The 14,844-nt window shown below is 74.5% G+C and carries 10 protein-coding genes, 1 tRNA gene and 1 pseudogene; 6 read left to right on the top strand and 6 right to left on the bottom strand.

All coding sequences use genetic code 11. The features are described 5' to 3' along the window. Positions 1 to 13: 13 nt before the first annotated feature. From ACWGB8_RS12705 to ACWGB8_RS12690, 4 genes are all read right to left on the bottom strand, one after another. Positions 14 to 87, bottom strand: a tRNA-Lys gene (locus tag ACWGB8_RS12705). 103 nt (positions 88 to 190) lie between these two features. Further along, positions 191 to 2,263, bottom strand: coding sequence for a dipeptide ABC transporter ATP-binding protein (locus tag ACWGB8_RS12700; RefSeq protein WP_452212947.1), 2,073 nt, complete (start codon positions 2,261 to 2,263; stop codon positions 191 to 193). Then, positions 2,260 to 3,225 carry an ABC transporter permease gene (locus tag ACWGB8_RS12695; protein ID WP_452212945.1) on the bottom strand — a complete coding sequence of 322 codons (966 nt, stop codon included), beginning with the start codon at positions 3,223 to 3,225 and terminating at the stop codon, positions 2,260 to 2,262. Before ACWGB8_RS12695 ends, ACWGB8_RS12700 begins: the two co-directional genes overlap by 4 nt. Before the next feature lie 15 nt (positions 3,226 to 3,240). After that, positions 3,241 to 4,224 (bottom strand): ABC transporter permease, encoded by a 984-nt coding sequence (locus ACWGB8_RS12690; protein ID WP_452212943.1) that lies wholly within the window; start codon positions 4,222 to 4,224, stop codon positions 3,241 to 3,243. A gap of 328 nt (positions 4,225 to 4,552) precedes the next feature. Between ACWGB8_RS12690 and ACWGB8_RS12685 the strand changes: the two genes are divergently transcribed. Both ACWGB8_RS12685 and ACWGB8_RS12680 read left to right on the top strand, forming a co-directional pair. Beyond that, on the top strand, positions 4,553 to 6,253 hold the full coding sequence (locus ACWGB8_RS12685) for an ABC transporter family substrate-binding protein (protein ID WP_452212941.1): 1,701 nt from the start codon (positions 4,553 to 4,555) through the stop codon (positions 6,251 to 6,253). A 441-nt stretch (positions 6,254 to 6,694) separates the two neighbouring features. Next, positions 6,695 to 7,882 (top strand): low temperature requirement protein A, encoded by a 1,188-nt coding sequence (locus tag ACWGB8_RS12680; protein ID WP_452212940.1) that lies wholly within the window; start codon positions 6,695 to 6,697, stop codon positions 7,880 to 7,882. A 149-nt stretch (positions 7,883 to 8,031) separates the two neighbouring features. Here the strand turns inward: ACWGB8_RS12680 and ACWGB8_RS12675 are convergent. Further along, positions 8,032 to 8,913: pseudogene (locus ACWGB8_RS12675) on the bottom strand (LysR family transcriptional regulator); the annotation flags it as partial. Positions 8,914 to 9,119: 206 nt separating this feature from the next. On the opposite strand from ACWGB8_RS12675, the gene snpA reads away from it, so the two are divergent. The 4 genes from snpA (at position 9,120) to ACWGB8_RS12655 (ending at position 11,319) form a co-directional block, all read left to right on the top strand. Further along, complete coding sequence (snpA, locus tag ACWGB8_RS12670; RefSeq protein WP_452212939.1) at positions 9,120 to 9,746, top strand: snapalysin; 627 nt, start codon at positions 9,120 to 9,122, stop codon at positions 9,744 to 9,746. Positions 9,747 to 9,852: 106 nt separating this feature from the next. Then, positions 9,853 to 10,512 (top strand): pentapeptide repeat-containing protein, encoded by a 660-nt coding sequence (locus ACWGB8_RS12665; RefSeq protein WP_452212938.1) that lies wholly within the window; start codon positions 9,853 to 9,855, stop codon positions 10,510 to 10,512. Positions 10,513 to 10,598: 86 nt separating this feature from the next. Further along, entirely contained in the window at positions 10,599 to 10,841 is a 243-nt protein-coding gene (locus ACWGB8_RS12660) for a hypothetical protein (protein WP_452212936.1), read from the top strand. Positions 10,842 to 11,052: 211 nt separating this feature from the next. Further along, positions 11,053 to 11,319, top strand: a complete 267-nt coding sequence (locus tag ACWGB8_RS12655; protein WP_452212934.1) for a hypothetical protein — start codon at positions 11,053 to 11,055, stop codon at positions 11,317 to 11,319. Between the two features lie 91 nt (positions 11,320 to 11,410). On the opposite strand, the gene ACWGB8_RS12650 is transcribed toward ACWGB8_RS12655, so the two are convergent. Next, positions 11,411 to 14,782 carry a S41 family peptidase gene (locus ACWGB8_RS12650; RefSeq protein ID WP_452212932.1) on the bottom strand — a complete coding sequence of 1,124 codons (3,372 nt, stop codon included), beginning with the start codon at positions 14,780 to 14,782 and terminating at the stop codon, positions 11,411 to 11,413. Positions 14,783 to 14,844 lie beyond the last annotated feature (62 nt).

Here is a 14,844-nt window from a genome sequence, read left to right as displayed (position 1 = left end):
TTCCGGCTGTCTGTGCGCCGCCAGGGACTCGAACCCCGGACCCGCTGATTAAGAGTCAGCTGCTCTAACCAACTGAGCTAGCGGCGCCTGCTGACCTGGAAGACATTACACGGCGCGCGGCCGATCCGCCGAATCCGCACCGCCCGGTCACCCTGCGTGCCCGCACCGGGGCGCCGCCGGCCCGGCCCGGTCAGCCCGCCGCCCGCTCCGGGTAGTGGCAGGCCGCGGCGTGGTCGGCGCCGGGGGCGGCCTCGGCGAGCGGCGGCCGCTGCTCCGCGCAGCGGGTGCGGAGCTCGGCGGGCAGGGCGGTGTGCACGGGGCAGCGGGTGCGGAAGGGGCAGCCGGTGCGGCGCTCGGTGGGGGAGGGCGGGTCGCCCGCGAGCAGCATCCGGGTGCGGGAGCGCTCGGCGGCCGGGTCGGGCAGCGGGACGGCGGAGAGCAGCGCCCGGGTGTATGGGTGCCGGGGGCGGTCGAAGACGGCGTCGACCGTGCCCTGCTCGACCGTCCGGCCGAGGTACATCACGCTCACCCGGTCGGCGAGGTGCCGGATCACCGAGAGGTCGTGCGAGACGAAGAGGTAGGAGAGTCCGAGGTCGGCCTTGAGCGACTGCAGCAGGTTGAGCACGCCGGCCTGGATGGAGACGTCCAGCGCGGAGACCGGTTCGTCCAGGACGAGGAGCTTCGGGCGGACGGCGAGGGCGCGGGCGATGGAGACGCGCTGCCGCTGGCCGCCGGAGAACTGGTGCGGGTAGCGGGTGGCGTGCGCCGGGTCGAGGCCGACCTGGCGCAGCAGCTCGGGCACCCGGCGGGCGGTCTCCTGGCGCGGGGTGCGCAGGGCGCGCAGCGGTTCGGCGACGATGTCGCCGATCGGCATGCGCGGGTCGAGGCTGGCCATCGGGTCCTGGAAGACGATCTGCAGTTCGCCCCGGAGCCGGTGGGCCTCGGCGCGGGTGAGTCCGGCGACGTCGCGGCCGAGGACCTCGATCCGGCCGGACGCGGGGGCGGCGAGGCGGAGCAGCTCGAAAAGCGTGGTCGACTTGCCGGAGCCGGACTCGCCCACCAGGCCCAGGGTCTCGCCCTGCCGGACGGACAGGTCGACGCCGTCGACGGCGTACACCTCGCCGACCCGCCGTTTCAGGACGGCGCCCTTGAGCAGCGGGAAGGTCCTGGTGAGCCCGCTGACCTCCAGGACCGGCGCGCGGTCGGCGCGCGGGACGGCGGCCGCGGCGGGCGGCAGCGGGGGGACGGGGTAGACGGCGGCGGGTGCGGGCCGGCGCTCGGCGAGCTCCTCGGCCCGGACGCAGGCGGCCAGGTGGGCGCCGGTCCCGTCGAGGGCGGGCTCCTCGGCGGTGCAGCGCGGCAGCACCAGCGGGCAGCGGGCGGCGAAGGGGCAGCCGGCGGGCAGCTGCGCCATCGGGGCGGGGGTGCCGGGGATGGGCACCAGCGGGCCGCCCCGGGCGTCCAGCCGGGGGACGGCGCCGATCAGGCCGAGGGTGTACGGGTGGCGGGGCGCGGCGAACAGGTCGTCGACCGGGGCGGTCTCGACGACCCGCCCGGCGTACATCACGGCGACCCGGTCGGCCAGGCCGGCGATGACGCCGAGGTCGTGGCTGACGAGCACCAGGGCGGCGCCGGTCTCCTGCTTGGCGGTGCGCAGCACGTCGAGGACCTGGGCCTGGATGGTGACGTCCAGGGCGGTGGTGGGTTCGTCGGCGAGCAGCACGTCGGGGTCGTTGGCGACGGCCATGGCGATCATCGCGCGCTGGCGCATGCCGCCGGAGAACTCGTGCGGGAAGGCGTCCAGGGCCCGCCGGGGCGAGGGGATGCCGACCAGGTCGAGCAGGTCGGCGGCGCGGTCGCGGGCGGCGGACCGGTCCAGGCGGCGGTGGATGCGCAGGGCTTCGACGATCTGGTCGCCGATGCGGTACACGGGGGTGAAGGCGGAGAGCGGGTCCTGGAAGACCATGGCGATCCGGCGGCCGCGGACGGCGGCGAGCTCGCGGCCGGGCAGCCCGAGCAGTTCCCGGCCGTCGAGGGCGACCGAGCCGCGGACCCTGGCGGTGCCGGGGAGCAGGCCGAGCACGGCGAGCGCGGTGACGGACTTGCCGGAGCCGGACTCGCCGACGATGCCCAGGGTCTCGCCGCGCCGCAGGGTGAGGTCGACGCCCCGGACGGCGGGGACGGGGGCGGCGCCGCGCGGCCCGGTGAAGTCGACGTGCAGGTCGCGGACGGCCAGCAGCGGGGTGTCGACGGTGGTGGTCACGTGCGCTTCTTCCTGGAGGTGCGGAACGGGCGGCGGCGGGCGGGCCGGGCGTCGGCCCCGGCGGTCGGGTCGAGGGCGTCGCGCAGCCCGTCGCCGATCAGGTTGACGGCGAGGACGAAGAGCACGAGCAGGCCGGCGGCGAAGTAGAAGAGCCAGGGGAAGACCGGTGCCTCGGAGGTGCCGGCGGCGAGCAGGGTGCCGAGGGAGACGTCGGGGGCCTTGACGCCGAAGCCGAAGTAGGAGAGCGCGGTCTCGCTCATGACGGCGCCGCCGACGGCGATGGTGGCGTCGATGATCAGGAAGGAGGCGACGTTCGGCAGGATGTGCCGGGTGATGATCCGCAGCGGGTGCACGCCCATGAACTCGGCGGCGCGGACGAATTCGCGCTCGCGCAGCGAGATGGTCATCGAGCGGACGACCCGGGCGGTGATCATCCAGTTGAACAGGGCGAGCAGCAGGACGAAGGCGATCCAGCCGGTGCTCTTCAGCCGGGGCGAGACGATGGTGATGATCAGGAAGCTGGGGAAGACCAGCATGAGGTCCACCGCGAACATCAGCACGCGGTCGGTCCAGCCGCCGAAGTAGCCGGCGCAGGCGCCGACCAGCGAGGCCAGCACGGTGGAGAACAGGGCCACCAGCAGCCCGATGACCAGGGACTTCTGGAGTCCGCGGACGGTCTGCGCGAAGACGTCCTGGCCGACCCCGTTGGTGCCGAACCAGTGCTCGGCGGAGGGCGGGCGGCGCAGTGCGGTGTAGTCGGGGGTGGCGTAGTCCCAGGGCGTCAGGTATGGCCCGCCGAAGGCGAGCACGAACAGCAGCAGGACGACGACGAGGCCGGCCACCGCCCAGCGGGCGGCGAGCAGCCGGGCGAGGACGAGCCGGGCGCGGCCGGCCGGTTCGGCCCGGTCGGGGACGGGGGCGTCCGGGGCGGCGGGGGCGGGTGCGGGGACGACGGCGGTCATGGGCTCCTCCTGCGCTCAGGTCCGCACGCGCGGGTCGAGGGCGGCGTGCAGGGTGTCGGCGAGGAAGCCGGAGGCGAGGACGACGACGGCGGCGAACAGGTTGACCGCGACGACCGCGTTGACGTCCTGTTCGTTGATCGCCTGGATGAACCATTCGCCCATGCCGTGCCAGCCGAAGATGGTCTCGGTGAACGCGGCGCCGGTGAAGATGCCGAGGAAGCTGTACGCGAACATCGTCGACATCGGGATGACGGCGGTGCGCAGCCCGTGTTTGAGCAGGGCGCGGCCGCGGGTGAGGCCCTTGGCCTGGGCGGTGCGCAGGTAGTCGCTGCCGAGGACGTCCAGCATGGTGCCGCGCTGGTAGCGGCTGTAGGTGGCGAGGCCGCCGAGGGCGAGCGAGAGGGTGGGCAGCAGCAGGTGCAGCGCCCAGTCGGCGAGGTGCGTGCCGAGGCCGCCGCTGAGCCCCGGGGTCTCGTAGCCGGTGAAGGGGACGACCTCGCGCCCGGCGAGGTCCTTGGCGGCGATGGCGCCGTTCTTGAGGAAGAGCGCCACCAGGAAGACCGGGGTGGAGAGCAGCACGAAGGAGAACACGGTGAGTGCCCGGTCGGAGAGCCGGTACTGGCGCACCGCGCTCCAGGCCCCGGCGGCGACGCCGAGCACCATGCCGAGCAGCGAGCCGATGAGCAGCAGTCGCAGGGAGACCCAGATCCGGCGGCCGAAGTCGTCGGCGACCGGGGTGTCGTGGATGGTGCGGCCGAGGTCGCCGTGCAGGACGAGGTCGCCGGCCCAGCGGCCGAAGCGTTCGACGACCGGGGTGCGGTCGTTGAGGTTGAGCGCGGTGAGCTGGCGCTCCACCGAGGCGGCGGCGGGCCGGGGCACCTTGGCCTCGAAGTAGGTGCGGGGCTGGAGGGCGGCGGCGGAGAGCGCGTAGGCGAGGAAGACGGCCGCGACGAGCAGCACCGCGTAGTACGCGAGGCGCTTCGCCAGGTATCGGAGCATCAGCGGCCGTCCGGGGTGGGGGCGGGGCCGACGCGTCTGCTGGGCATCGGGGTGGGGTGGCCTTCGGTCGTCGGCTCCGGGGGTGACCCGCGTCGAGCCGGATGGAATGTGCAGGTCAAAGTCTGGCAGCGGGGTGCGGCGGGGGTGTTGCGGTGGTGTTGCGCCCCGTTTCGTTCGGATCAGATCTGAACTCGGCCCCCTGGTAGCGGAACTGATCGGCTGTTACGTTCGGCCCGTCGGCATCGGCTTGACTGCCCGCCGTCAAGCATCGCCACACCTCGCGGTGCCCAACCTTCACAACTCGTCGCATCTCCCGGGGGGACCCCTCATGGACGCTTCCAGCGCACCGCGCCGCCTCGGCCGGGCCGGCGTACTCGCCGCCGCCGTCGCCCTGGCACTCACCGCCTGCAGCTCGGGCGGCGGTTCGGCCGACGGCACGCCCAGGAGCGAGGCCCCGAGACACGGCTCCAACGACATCAACGCCAAGCCGCTGGACCAGGTCCGCGACGGCGGCGAGCTGCGGCTCCCGCTCTACCAGTGGATCACCCAGTGGAACCCGTACCAGGTGGACGGCCGGTACGGCGACGCGGTCGAGATCATGCGCTCGTTGGAGCCCAACCTCTTCACCACGGACGAGACCGGCACCTTCAAGGCGTCCCCCGACTACCTGGTGGACGCCAAGGTCACCTCGGCCTCCCCGCAGGTGGTCACCTACCGGCTCAACCCCAAGGCCAAGTGGTCGGACGGGAAGCCGCTCGGCGCGGCCGACTTCAAGGCCGTCTGGCAGACCAGCAACGGCAAGGACCCGGCGTACAACATCGCCGACTCGGCCGGCTACGAGCTGATCTCCGGGGTCGAGCAGGGCGCCGACCCGACCGAGGTGAAGGTGACCTTCACGGAGCCGTACGCCGACTGGCAGAACCTCTTCCGCCCGCTGGTCCCGGCGGCCGGGATCGCCACCCCGGACGACTTCAACAAGGGCTGGGTGGAGCGGATCCCGATCACCGCGGGTCCGCTGAAGGTCGGCACCGCCGACAAGACCGCGCAGACCATCACCCTGGTGCCCGACCCCAACTGGTGGGGACAGAAGGCCAAGTTGGACAAGGTGACCTTCCGGGTGATGTCGCAGTCGGCGACCACCCAGGCGTTCCTGAACAACGAGATCGACCTGGCCACGGCCGGTACCGCCACCGCGTACGGGCAGCTCAAGGACGCCAAGGACACCGTGGTCCGGGCCGCCAGCCCGTGGGACGAGGTGCACATCTCCTTCGGCGGGGGCGGTCCGCTGGCCGACGTGAAGGTGCGCCGGGCGCTCGGCCGGGCGCTGGACCGCTCCGCGCTGATCAAGATCGCCAACAACGGCGTCCCGGTGGAGTTCAAGCCGCTCGGCAACCACATCTTCATGCCGAACCAGGTCGGCTACCAGGACAACTCCGGCGAGTGGGCGACGTTCGACGCGGCCGCCGCGAAGAAGCTGCTGGACGAGGCGGGTTGGAAGGACGAGGGCGCCGGCCGGCCGCGGACCAGGGACGGGCAGCCGCTCGCCCTCCGCTGGGTGTTCAACGACAGCGCCGCGCAGGCCCAGGTCGACCTCGCCACCGCCGCCCAGTCGATGTGGCAGGCGGTCGGCGTCAAGGTCGAGATCGAGAAGGTGCCGGGCAACGAGTTCTTCACCAAGTACGTGAACCCCGGCAAGTTCGACATCGCCAGCTGGCGCAACACCGACTCGTTCCCGCTCTCCACCAGCCTCACCAACTACCGCCTGCCGGTGGGCGACAACGTGTTCGGCAACTACTCCAAGCTCGGCAGTGCGGAGATCGACGCGCTGCTGAAGAAGGCCGCCGGCACCATCGACCCGGCCGAGGCCCACAAGCTCTACAACCAGGCGGACGCGAAGATCTGGGAGCTGGGCCACACCGTGGAGCTGTACCAGCGCCCGACCGTGCTGGCGGTCCGCAAGGGGCTGGCCAACTACGGCGCCTTCGGCCTGGCGAGCACCGAGTACGCCAAGGCCGGCTGGGAGAAGTAGTCGTCCGGGAGGTCCGGCGGCGGCGCCGGCGAGCAGCGCGGTCCGGGGGCAGGCGCTGGCGAGCAGCGCGGTGATCACGAGGCCGGTGGTGCGGGCGCGGCCGGGGGCACGTCCGCCCCCGCCGCCCTGCCACCGGCCTTGACCTTCCGCGTTGCCCGCAGACCGCCCGTGTCGTCGGCCCCCTTCGGAGCCGTCCTGCCCTGCTTCCGACCGGAGAAGAATCTAGCGGGGCCGGCGGCCCGGCCGCGGTGCACCGCGCGGCGCGCCCGGAAACCCGCCGCGCTGTCACCCGGTTCGCGCACCGGACCGTCAACTGGCGCTGACGACAAGGCAAAACGGGCAAAACGCCGCGTTCGGCATGCCGTGCGAGGTGCGTGCACCGGGGACCGGCCGCTGCCAGGATGCGCGGGGAACCCGCCCCCCGCACCCGGAGCACCGCCCATGAGCAGCGAGTCCGCCGAACCCCACCACCGCCGGCCCCACGATCCGCGCCCGATCCGCCCGATGGTCCCGCGCAGCCGCCACGAGCCGCACCGGACGGCCACCCCGCTGGAGCTCTTCTTCGACCTCTGCTTCGTGGTCGCCGTCGCCCAGGCCGGCCGCGAACTCGCCCACGACGTGGCCGAGAGCCACGTCGGCGACGGCCTCACCGGCTACCTGCTGGCCTTCTTCGCCATCTGGTGGGCGTGGATGAACTTCACCTGGTTCGCCTCCGCCTACGACTGCGACGACGTGCCCTACCGGGTCACCACGCTCGTCCAGATCTCCGGCGTGCTGATCGTCGCCGCCGGCGTCCCCCGGCTCTTCGCCGACCAGGACCTCGGCCTCGTCGTCACCGGCTACGTCGTGATGCGGCTGGCCATGGTCACCCAGTGGCTGCGCGCGGCGGCCGGCGAACGCGGCCTCGCCCGGACCGTCGCCCTGCGGTACGCGATCGGCATCACCCTCTGCCAGGTCGGCTGGGTCGTCGTCCTGCTGGTGCCCGAGGGGGTGAAGCCGTACATCATCGCGGCCGGCATCCTCGCCGAGCTGTCCGTCCCGGTGGTCGCCGAACTGCGCACCCGCACCCCCTGGCACCCGCACCACATCGCCGAGCGCTACGGCCTGTTCACCCTGATCGTGCTGGGCGAGACGGTGGCCGCGGCGACCGTGGCCGTGCAGTCCGGGGTGGACGAGCACGAGGAGCTGCGCGGGCTGCTGTCGGTGGCCGCCGGCGGCCTGCTGATCTGCTTCTCCGCCTGGTGGATCTACTTCGCCCGGCCGGTCCACGAGCATCTGCGCTCCAGCCGGCAGGCGTTCCTCTGGGGGTACGGCCACTACCTGGTGTTCGGCTCGGCGGCGGCGATCGGCGCGGGCCTGGAGGTCGCGGTCGAGTCCTCCGCCCACAAGGCGCACATCTCGGCCACTGCCGCCACCGCCGCGGTGACCGTCCCGACCGCGGTCTACCTCCTCACCGTCTGGCTGCTGCACGCCCGGCACGCCAAGAGCGGCATCGCGCAGACGCTGCTGCCCGCCGCCGCGGCGGCGGTGCTCGCCTGCACGGCGGCCGGCGGCCCGGGCATCCTGGCGGCGGGCCTGGTCTGCGCCGCGACGGTGGCGGTGGGGGTGGCCCTCGGCGCCCGCGAGTGAGCGGGCCCGGGCAGGCGGTGCGGCGGGCCGTCCTGCCGCAGCAGCCAGGCCCGGTAGGCCGGGTTGACCCGGGCCAGTTCCAGGTAGGCGGAGCGCAGTTCGCCGTACAGCGCCTCCAGCGCGGTCGGGCCCAGCGCGCGGGGCCGCCAGACCAGCAGCAGCCGGACGGCCAGTGGGTCGCCGTGCACCGGGCGGACCACCGTGCCGGGCGCCGCGACGGACGTCGGCTGGCACGGGCGGACGGCCTCCCCGGAGGCCACCAGATCGGCGGCGGTCGCATTGTCGCGCACCTGCACCACCCGCGGGTTCAGCCCGGCGTCGGTGAACACCCGCCGCATCGCCGCGTACTCGTGGTCGGCGGTCGGGTCGACCATCCAGGTGTCCTCGGCCAGGTCGGCGAGCCCGACCACCGGCAGCCCGGCCGCCGGATGGCTGTTGGACAGCGCGACGAACTGCGGCTCGCGGGTCAGCAGCACCCGGTGCTCGGCCTCCGGGGGCATCCGCAGCGGGAAGCCCTCGCTCTCGTGCACGAAGGCCACGTCCAACTGGTCGGCGGCCACCATCCGCAGCAGGGCGTTGGCCGAGACGTCGATCTGGATGGTGGTGTCGGTCTCCGGCAGCCGCTCGTGGACGCGCCGCAGCCAGGCCGCCACCGCCCGGCTGCCGACACTGCCGATCCGCAGCCGGCAGCGGGCCCGGCCGGGGTCCGCCGCCTCCCGCGCCTCCTGGCGCGCCGCGGTCACCAGGGCGGCCATCTCGCCGATGATCGGCCGGGCCCGGGACAGTACCGAGTGGCCGAGCGCGGTCGGCCGGCTGCCGGTCTGCTCCCGGGTGAACAGCGTGCCGCCGACGGCCCGTTCGATCCGGTGCAGCTGGGTGGAGAGCGAGGGCTGGGTCATGCCGAGCTGCAGCGCAGCCTTGCGGAGGCTGCCGGTGTCGGCGATGGCGCACAGCACCCGGAGGTGTCTCACGTCGAGCTCCACAATCGGGAGCCTACCCACCGATTTCGCCCAGCGCCAGGGACATGACATGTCAACAGGCTGTCACGGCCGCGGGGTGACGGAGGGTCGGCCGCGGACGGCCGACGGACCGCCCGGGCGATAGCACCGGGCTATCGCCGGTTGACATCATCCGCCGGGCCGCCGGGCTGACCCAAGCTCTGGACATCGAGAGTTCACCCGACGCCCCGCGGCCGGCCCCCACCGGCCACGGCGCCCTGTGAATCGGAGTCCCCCACATGAACCGCACCCCGCGGATGCTCTCTGCTGCCGTCGGCCTGGCCCTCGCCGCCGGCCTCGCCGTCCTGCCCACCGGCACGGCCGCCGCCGCGCCGGTCTTCGGCTACACCCCGGCGGCGGGCACCTCGTACGCCGGCTCGGCCGCCGAGGACGCCGGCAACAAGGCCTTCTACGAGGCCGTCATGAAGTCGGCGCTCGCCAAGCAGGCCGCGACCCCGTACCTCAAGGTCGTCTACGTCACCTACGACGCCAGCCGGGCCCCGTCCTTCCGCACCCAGATATCCCAGAGCGCCCAGATCTGGAACGGCTCGGTCACCAACGTCCAGCTGCGCTCCGGCACCAACGCCGACTTCCGGTACTACGAGGGCAACGACTCCCGCGGCTCGTACGCCAGCACCGACGGCCACGGCAAGGGCTACATCTTCCTCGACTACCGCCAGAACCAGCAGTACAACTCGCTGCGGGTCACCGCCCACGAGACCGGCCACGTGCTCGGCCTGCCCGACCACTACTCCGGCCCGTGCAGCGAGCTCATGTCCGGCGGCGGCCCCGGCACCTCCTGCACCAACGCCTACCCGAACAGCACCGAGCGCAGCCGGGTCAACACCCTGTGGCGCAACGGCTGATCCCCGCACCCGCGCGCACCGCGGCCCGGCACCCCGCACCCGGGGGCCGGGCCGCGGCCGTGCGCCGGTGACCGGCGCCGTCGGCGGCGCGTGCGACGATGCCGCCATGCCGATCAGCGTCCCGGACCGCCTCGACGACCTCCCGTACGCCGCGCTGCTGCGCCCGCACAGCGGACCGCTGCACAGCGACGGCCGCTACGACACCGTCCACTTCGACGGCGGCGAGTACACCGACCTGTCGGCGAGCGGCGCGACCTTCCTGGAGTGCGCGCTCACCGGGGTCTCGCTCAGCGGCGTCCGGCTCCGCCGGGCCCGCTTCAACGACGTCTGGATCCGGGCCGGCCGCTGGGTGGCCTGCGACCCGGTCGACAGCGACTGGCAGGACACCGCCGTCCTCGGCGCCGTGCTCGCCGGCCTCGCCGCGCACGGCTCGGCGCTGCGCCGGGTGGTCTTCCGCGGCTGCAAGCTGGAGGCGGTCAACCTGCGCAGCGCCGTCCTGCGCGACGTCGTCTTCGAGGACTGCCTGCTGCGCGACGTGGACTTCGGCGACGCCAGGCTGACCGACGTCTCCTTCCCCGGCTCCGCCCTGGAGGAGGTCCGGCTGCGCGGGGCCCGGCTCTCGAAGGTCGACCTGCGCGGCGCGGCCTCGCTCGGCCTGCCCGACGGCCCCGAGGGGCTGCGCGGCGCACTGATCAGCTCGCCCCAGCTGCTCGAACTCGCCCCGCAGTTCGCCCAGGCCCTGGGGATCACGGTCGAGGACCGCTGACGCCGCCCGGCCTGCGGGTGCGCGGCCCGGGGAACGGTGCCAGGGTGGTCGGAAGCCCGGGTCCACCGAGATCCCGAGGAGGCGGCATGGGCCTCAAGGACAGGTTCCAGGAGAAGGCGCAGGAGCTCGTCGAGCACGCCCGCTCGGCGCTCGGTGCCAAGCCGGAGCGGCCCGCGGACGGGCGGTCCGGTGCGGGGTCCGACGCCGGGGCCGACGCCGGGTCCGAGCAGTCCGGGCGGTCCGGGCGGTCCGGGCGGACGTCCGGGAGCGCGGAGGAGACCACCCGGCAGCTGCGGCAGCGGCCCGACGAGACCGAGGGCCCCTGGTGATTTCCGCCCCCGTGCCCGCCGTCGCGGCGGGGACGGGGCCGTGGGCGAACCCCGTGGGCGAACCGTGGACGCGTCGCGGACGGGTCGTGGACGGGCCGCGGACCGCGGCCGCTGCGGATGCGCGGCCCCCCGTCCGGTGTGAGAGTGGGGGCGACGGCCCGGATCCGTTCCAGGAAGCCCGTTCCGGGGACCGGAGGACCGAGGAGGAGCGATGGGCATCTTCGACAGGTTCCGCCACAAGGCGCACGACTCCGCCGGGGAGGCCAGGACGGCGCTCGGCGGGCACCCCGAGCAGGACACCACGGCGATGACCGACGCCGCCCAGCGTGCGGCCCTCGCCCACGACGAGGCCGCCGACGCGTTCGGCGACGAGGCGATGAAGGCCAGGGAGGACCGGCGGACGACCGAGCTGTCCGAGCGGGAGGCCGAGGAGCGGGCCCGCCGGGACATGACGGCCGAGGGCGACCCCTGGGACTGAGCGGCGACCGAACGACTCCCGCCCCAGGGGGCGGGCCCGACTCCGGGCCCGCCCCCTGCCGCCGTCGGCCGTCACCCGTGCGGCGGCGCGCTCACCTCCGCGGCGGCAGCGGCGGACGCCGCAGGTCCGGCCGCGGGGTGTCCGGCGCCGGCGGCACCGCGGCCGGGCTGTCCTCCAGCAGCTCCAGCGCCAGCCGCACCGCGGTCGCCAGTTCGGGGTGCCGTCCCCGGGCCCAGTCCTGCGGGGTGCGCAGCACGTGCACGTCCGGCTCGACCCCGTGGTTCTCCACCGACCAGCCGAGCCCGCCGGTGAACCAGGAGGCGTTCTTCGGCACCGAGATCTGGGTGCCGTCGCCGAGGGTGTGCCGCCCGGTCATCCCGACCACCCCGCCCCAGGTGCGGTTGCCGACCACCGGGCCGAGCCCGAGCAGTTTGATCGCCGTGATGATGACGTCGCCGTCCGAGCTGGTGGCCTCGTCGGCGAGTGCGACGACCGGCCCGCGCGGGGCGTTGCGCGGCCAGCGCACCGGCTGCCGGCCCCGGCTGAAGTCCCAGGCGAGGACGCGCCGGGTGAGTTTCTCCAGGACGAGTTCGGAGACGTTGCCGCCCGCGTTGCCGCGCACGTCCAGGACCAGCGCGGGCTTGTCCAGCTCCCGGCGCAGATCGCGGTTGAACTGCGCCCAGCCGGAGCCGCCGAGGTCCGGGATGTGCAGGTAGCCGCACCGCCCGTCGCTGAACTCCCGTACCAGCGAACGCCGTTTGGCGACCCAGTCCTGGTAGCGGATCGGCCGCTCGTCGATCAGCGGGGTGACCGTGATCCGCCGTACCGCGCCGTCCGGGCCGCCGCTGCGCAGGGTCAGCTCGACGCTGGTGCCGCCGGTGCCCGCCAGCAGCGGGACGGGGCCGCGCACCGGGTCGACCGGCCGGCCGGCGACCTCCAGCAGTTCGTCGCCGTCCCGGACGCCGTGGATGGCGAGCGGGGCGCGCGCCCGCGGGTCCGAGGACTCGCCCGGCAGCACCCGCTCGACCAGCCAGCGGCCGTCCGGGGCGAGCCGGGCGTTGGCGCCGAGCAGCCCCAGCGGCTGCTGGAGCAGTGCGGGCCCCTCGCCGCGCCGGGACGGGGTGACGTAGGCGTGCGAGGTGCCGAGTTCCCCGAGCAGTTCGCGCAGCAGGTCGGCGAAGTCGTCCGGCCCGGCGATGCGCTCCAGCAGCGGCCGGTACTGCTCGACCAGGGCGGGCCAGTCCAGCCCGGACATCGCCTCGTCCCAGAACTGGTCCCGGACGATCCGGGCCGCCTCGTGGTACGCCTGGTGCCACTCGGCGGCCGGGTGCACGGTGTGGGTGATCCGGCGCAGGTCGACGGTGGTGCCGGCGCCGGGCGCGGTGGCCGGGACGATCCGCAGGGTGCCCGCCGAGTACACCGCGATCGAGCCGCCGTCCCCCGAGACCGCGTAGCCGTCGAGCTTGTCGACCAGCGTGGTGCGGGTGCCGCGGGTGAGGTCGAAGTACTCCAGGGACGGCCGGCCGGAGGTCTCCTCCGCGCCGGTGAAGGTCTGCCCGAGGGTGCCGGAGATCGGCCAGCGCAGCCAGACCAGCCCGCCCCGCACCGCGTCCGTCGCCGAGTACTTGGAGGCGATCACCGGGAACGGCACCAGCCGGTCGCCCAGCCCCTGCGGATCGATCCGGACCGTGCCGTCGCCGTCGTCGCGCGGGGTGCCGTCCTCGGCCGGCGCCGCGAACGGGGAGGGCGTGCCGACGGCCAGCGGGACGAGGTAGGGGCGGCAGCCGAGCGGGAAGGACAGGTCGCCGGTGTGCACGTCGTGCACCGGGTCGAAGCCCCGCCAGGAGAGGAACGCCAGGTAGCGGCCGTCCCGGGTGAACACCGGCTGCTCGTCCTCGAAGCGCCCGTCGGTGACCTCGGTGATCGGCGCCGGGCCGTCCGTCCGGGTCAGCCGGATGCGCCGCAGCGAGCGCCCGGCCACCGGCTGGGACCACGCGATCCAGTGCGAGTCGGGGGAGAAGCGCGCCGCGGAGACCGGCCCGAAGCCGGACGAGGCCAGTTCGCGGATGGCCCCGTCGGCGCTGGAGACCAGCAGCAGCCGGCCGTCCGAGCAGGCGGCGGCCAGGTGGGCGCCGTCCGGGGAGGCGGTCAGCTCCAGCACCCGGCCCAGGCGCCCGGCGGCCAGCAGGCGGTGGCGGTGCCGGGGGGCCGGCCCGGGTGCGGCGGCGGTCGCGGCGGCCGGCTCGTGCCCCGGCAGCGGCACCACCTCGATCGCGTCCTCGCCCTCCGCGTCGGTGACCCAGGCTGCCTCCCCGGTGTGCCCGAGCACCACCGGCAGCCGGGTGCGCACCCCCGGGGTGTCCGCCAGCGCCCGGGCCGGCCCCTCGCGGTGGGTCAGCCAGTACTGGCTGCCGCGCACGGTGATCACCCCGGCCCGCCCGGTCCGGTCGCAGGCGAGGTCCTTCACGTGCGAGGCGGCGCTCACCTGGTACGGGCGCCGGCCCGCCCGGGCGCCGCCCAGCGGGACGCGCAGCCGGCGCGGGCCCGGCGCGTCCAGGCCGTCCAGGAGCCAGAGGTCCCCGGCGTGCTGGTAGACGATCCGGGTGCCGTCGGTGGCGGCCTCGCGGGCGTAGGAGGAGGCGTGGTCGGTGTGGCGGCGCAGGTCGGTGCCGTCCGGGCGGCAGGAGTAGAGGTTGCCGATGCCCTCGTGGTCGGAGAGGAAGGCGATCCGGTCCCCGTCGGGCGCGGCGACGGCCATCGGCGAGGCGAGGTGCCCGCGGTGGCCGGTCAGGATCTGCTCGCCGTCCACCCAGAGCCGGCCGGTGGCGCCGCCCCGGTAGCGCTTCCAGGCGGCGGGCTCGTGCGGGGCCGCGCCGGTGAGCAGCACCGTGCGGCTGCGGCTCATCTGGGCGTCGCCGACCGGCCCCCAGGGCATCCGGCGGCCCGGTGAGCCGTCCACCGGCAGGGCGTGCGCCCAGGTGTAGTGGCCGAAGGGCTCGTGGTACGAGGTGACGGCGAGCACCTCGCCGTCCGGCAGCCAGCCGCGCACCCGGGTGTCCTGGCTGCCCCAGTGGCTGAGCCGTACCGCCTCGCCGCCCTCGACCGGCCCGGTCCACACCTCCGGGGTCAGCGCCTGCCAGCCGGTCCAGGCGAGGGTGCGGCCGTCGGGGGAGAAGCGGGGGTGGCTGACCCGGGTGCGGTCGCAGGTGATCCGCCAGGCGCGGCCGGTGGCGGCGTCGGCGCCCGGCCCGGCCGCGGCGTCCGGGGGGGCGCCCGCGGCGTCGAGCGGCGCGACCCAGACGTCGTCCTCGGCGGTGAAGGCCAGCAGGCCGCCGCAGAGGTGGGGGTATCGGAGGTAGCCGGGCGCCGTCACCCTCCCATCGTTCGACGGGGCGTCACGGTCGGCAACCGGAGGCGTCCGCGGTGTCCGGTGCCGATCCGGGCCGCGGACGGCCGCGGCCATTGACACCGGGTGGGCGGATCCACTTCAGTGGTCTAGTCCTAGGTCTAGTCCACAACCCCTGC

The organism is Kitasatospora sp. NPDC054939 (genome assembly GCF_053610105.1).
This window is presented reverse-complemented; position numbering and strand designations above follow the sequence as displayed.

Coding starts and splice junctions, on each gene's coding strand:
- ACWGB8_RS12695 (WP_452212945.1), bottom strand. CDS start 3,225: ATGACCGCCGTCGTCCCCGCACCCGCCCCCGCCGCCCCGGACGCCCCC.
- ACWGB8_RS12690 (WP_452212943.1), bottom strand. CDS start 4,224: ATGCTCCGATACCTGGCGAAGCGCCTCGCGTACTACGCGGTGCTGCTC.
- ACWGB8_RS12685 (WP_452212941.1), top strand. CDS start 4,553: ATGGACGCTTCCAGCGCACCGCGCCGCCTCGGCCGGGCCGGCGTACTC.
- ACWGB8_RS12680 (WP_452212940.1), top strand. CDS start 6,695: ATGAGCAGCGAGTCCGCCGAACCCCACCACCGCCGGCCCCACGATCCG.
- snpA (WP_452212939.1), top strand. CDS start 9,120: ATGAACCGCACCCCGCGGATGCTCTCTGCTGCCGTCGGCCTGGCCCTC.
- ACWGB8_RS12665 (WP_452212938.1), top strand. CDS start 9,853: ATGCCGATCAGCGTCCCGGACCGCCTCGACGACCTCCCGTACGCCGCG.
- ACWGB8_RS12660 (WP_452212936.1), top strand. CDS start 10,599: ATGGGCCTCAAGGACAGGTTCCAGGAGAAGGCGCAGGAGCTCGTCGAG.
- ACWGB8_RS12655 (WP_452212934.1), top strand. CDS start 11,053: ATGGGCATCTTCGACAGGTTCCGCCACAAGGCGCACGACTCCGCCGGG.
- ACWGB8_RS12650 (WP_452212932.1), bottom strand. CDS start 14,782: ATGGCCGCGGCCGTCCGCGGCCCGGATCGGCACCGGACACCGCGGACG.